This is a genomic window from Pantoea sp. sgz302252 (assembly GCF_042610525.1).
GTDB lineage: Bacteria > Pseudomonadota > Gammaproteobacteria > Enterobacterales > Enterobacteriaceae > Erwinia.
Window position 1 is genome coordinate 1 of the sequence record NZ_JBHDVM010000031.1, and the last position, 2,964, is coordinate 2,964.

Below are 2,964 nucleotides of genomic sequence, written 5' to 3' on the forward strand. Positions count from 1 at the left end.
CAGCAAAACGGGTCAGCAGCCATGCATGCATCAGGTGCATGGTTTTGCATGCTTCGATCCCTTTTGAGGATCCCTCTGAAGGCCTGAGCTGGCGCGGATCCGGCTGGGTCATGCAACTGCATTAAAAGCGATGCACAAAGCGGGCAGGCGTGGCGGGGATAGCATTGCGCGCGAATGCTCATAAACTACTTTATCAATCAATGAGAATTGTGATATTTTTTTAATCACATTTTAGTTCTGGATGAATATGAATGCCATATACTCCTAACCCACAGCATAGGAACGCAGCTTTTGCTGCAAGAAAAACTCAATGGATTGTACCTTTAGCTATAGAGCAACAGTGCTACACTCAAGCTGTTCAAGAGGATTGGCTTTATAAGGATTGTTATTGGGGAATACACTGGAATAATGCTTTTTCTAGAGCAGAAGAATTAGGTACTGCCCCAGCACCGATAGACGATAACGTGCAAATTGCGAAGTATGTATGCGATAGCCACGATAATTGGCATGGGTACCCTGTTGCTCATTGGGGGGCGCCTTGGGATCGACCAGATACGGGGGTGCTAAGAAAATGGCTTGCAAATGGATTTATCAGCGCCACTAAAATGTCAAAAATTATAAGGGGCAAAAAATGCACCCTGTAAAATTAAAAATTGAAGGCAGTTTTTGGGACTCGCAAATTTACTCCGGTGAGCTAATCCTGATTGACATTAATGGTTCATTGCATCGTATAAACTGGAATGAAGCTATAGATGTAATTGCAAATAAATTCCCTAATTTTGAAACAGCTGTACGGGTTTCATTTTCAGATGGTGAGTTATTTTACAATCCTAAGGTCATTAAGATATTCAACGACCACGCAATAAAGCCTGTTATAATTTCACAATTAGATTCACTATCAAAAAGCAACATAACTGAAAAATTTTCTAACAAAAATAGCTTTTGGCACGAAGAAGTATACCCCTTTTCTTTTCTGCCATCTGACACTGAAATTTATTATAATAGATTTTTTGCTGCGGGTGAAGAAGGCTTATATTCGACACCAAAGTCGGGAATTGGTTCAAAATATTCAAGCAATGATATGACAAGACATATTGACTCAAATGTATTGCAAGTAAAAGCTTCAGAGAATGCTAGTTCTGTTGCAATCGCTGCTGGCAATGATGGTTTATTTGAGTTTCAATTTGATAGGTATGTTAAAGGCAACCTTAAGCGAGAAAAAAGCATTGCAAGTATTCCTTGCAACATCTGCGACTGGGCTTTTCAGAGCGTCATCGGCTCAACTCTATACAATACATTTTTTGTTAAGTTTAGAGAGGAAAAGAAAGATGATAAAAAAATCAGGATTTTTGATGAAATTATTCATGATAATGATATTTTCTTGTCTCAAAAAAATAAGAAAAGTATCATTTGGGGTGCTAGAGAAAAAATCTATAGGTATTCTGAGGCAGGTTTCGAGGTTTTAGATTATAATAACAAAAACAAGAAGAAACCGACTTTCTCCTTTAAGGGGTCTGTGACGTCATATAATGTGCAGCCAGATTTGGATGATGTAATATCTACGGGGGTAGCCCCTTTTGGCACAATCGTGGAATTTTCAGATAAACTGATTGTTTTACGAAGCGATGGGGAAATCGAGACATTTCCAGGCGAGTTGGTGCACTGGCGAACTTTTCCGCGCTCCGAGCATTATAGCAATCAACTTCATCTAATTTATGAAGACAGGCTGGAAGTTGTATCTTTCATTCATGATTATTTTGTAGAACAAGATGAGAAGATTTTTGGTTTTACTCGTTAATATTAAGAATTAGGCACCTGTGTTGAGGTGCCTAATAGGTTAAGTGTCTAAATTGTAAGTTTTGAAATTGATTACCGGCAATTCTAGCCAATGATTAATTTCTCTCATCCGCTCCTGCAGTGGCGTCAGCTCGTTCCTGACAAATACCTGAGACGCCTTCACCGCATCCCCGAACCCGCCGGAGTTGTCCGGGATGATCCCCATCATCTGCGGTGGCACGCGGTGCGCGCTTAACAGGTCGTCGCGGCTGGCTTTTTTGATGTTAAAGAAATCATCCTTTGTTGCCACCTCGCTGAGCGGCAGAATTTTAATGCCGTCTGGCTTGCCGTTCGGCGCGTACATAAACAGGTTACGGAAGTTGCCCAGGCCTTTCGTATCGCGCATTGCCTGGCGCATCCGATCCACGTCGCTGGAACTCTGCGCCGCGTCGGTCATATACAGGATATAGCCCGCGTGCGCGCCGTTCTGATAGTACTTGCGGCGAAACAGCGTGGCCGCCTCGTTCAGCCAGGTGGAGTTAAGCGCGCTGAGGTATTCCGGCAGGCCGTAAAGCTCCTGATTAATGTCCGGCTCAATCAGGTGAAACACGCTGCCGGCTGCAAACTGGTGCCGCTCCTTCCAGTCGTTCACAAACCAGTATTCGCCGTCCTTCACGCCCTTACGGGTAAATTTTGCCGGGGTGGTTTCCAGCCTGAACGGCTTGCCGAGGCTGTTGCGCCGCAGCTCGGCAAAGGCATTCCCGAACACCAGATAATCCAGCGCGAACTTGCTGAACTCCTGCTGGCTTAACATCGGATGCGGAATGAATGTTGAGGCCAGAATGTTGCGCTTAACGTAAATCGGCGAGCTGTGATGCACCGCTGAGCGCAGGCTTTTTGCCAGCCCGTGAAAACTCACCGGCGGCTCGTACCAGCGCCCGTTTCCGATACACTCCGCATAATCCAGAATGTCGCGCTTATCCATCACTGGCGTCGGCTCGCCGAAGGTAAATGCTTCGACCTGCTGCGGGACGGTCTGCGCCGCTGGCGCTGCCTTAAATGCCTTACGGCTGCGTTTGTTCATCAGTAAAATTCCAGAATTGAAGGGTTGGCGCCGCCGCTGGCGGCGGTCAGCGGTTCGTTTAACAGCGCGTGCATGATTGCCCAGGCGACGTCCGCGTGGCTGGC

Annotated in this window: 3 protein-coding genes and 1 pseudogene; 2 read left to right on the top strand and 2 right to left on the bottom strand. The window is 45.6% G+C overall.

Annotated features, from left to right (window positions below; translation table 11 throughout):
- Positions 1–251 precede the first annotated feature (251 nt).
- Complete coding sequence (locus ACETPC_RS23695; RefSeq protein ID WP_380184885.1) at positions 252–644, top strand: hypothetical protein; 393 nt, start codon at positions 252–254, stop codon at positions 642–644.
- Positions 632–1,798, top strand: coding sequence for a hypothetical protein (locus ACETPC_RS23700; protein ID WP_380184886.1), 1,167 nt, complete (start codon positions 632–634; stop codon positions 1,796–1,798). The genes ACETPC_RS23695 and ACETPC_RS23700 overlap by 13 nt, the downstream gene beginning before the upstream one ends.
- Positions 1,799–1,837: 39 nt before the next feature.
- Here ACETPC_RS23700 and ACETPC_RS23705 read toward each other — a convergent pair whose 3' ends face one another.
- On the bottom strand, positions 1,838–2,860 hold the full coding sequence (locus tag ACETPC_RS23705) for a phage portal protein (protein WP_380184887.1): 1,023 nt from the start codon (positions 2,858–2,860) through the stop codon (positions 1,838–1,840).
- A pseudogene (locus tag ACETPC_RS23710) lies at positions 2,860–2,964 on the bottom strand (terminase); the annotation flags it as partial. The pseudogene ACETPC_RS23710 and the gene ACETPC_RS23705, both read right to left, overlap by 1 nt.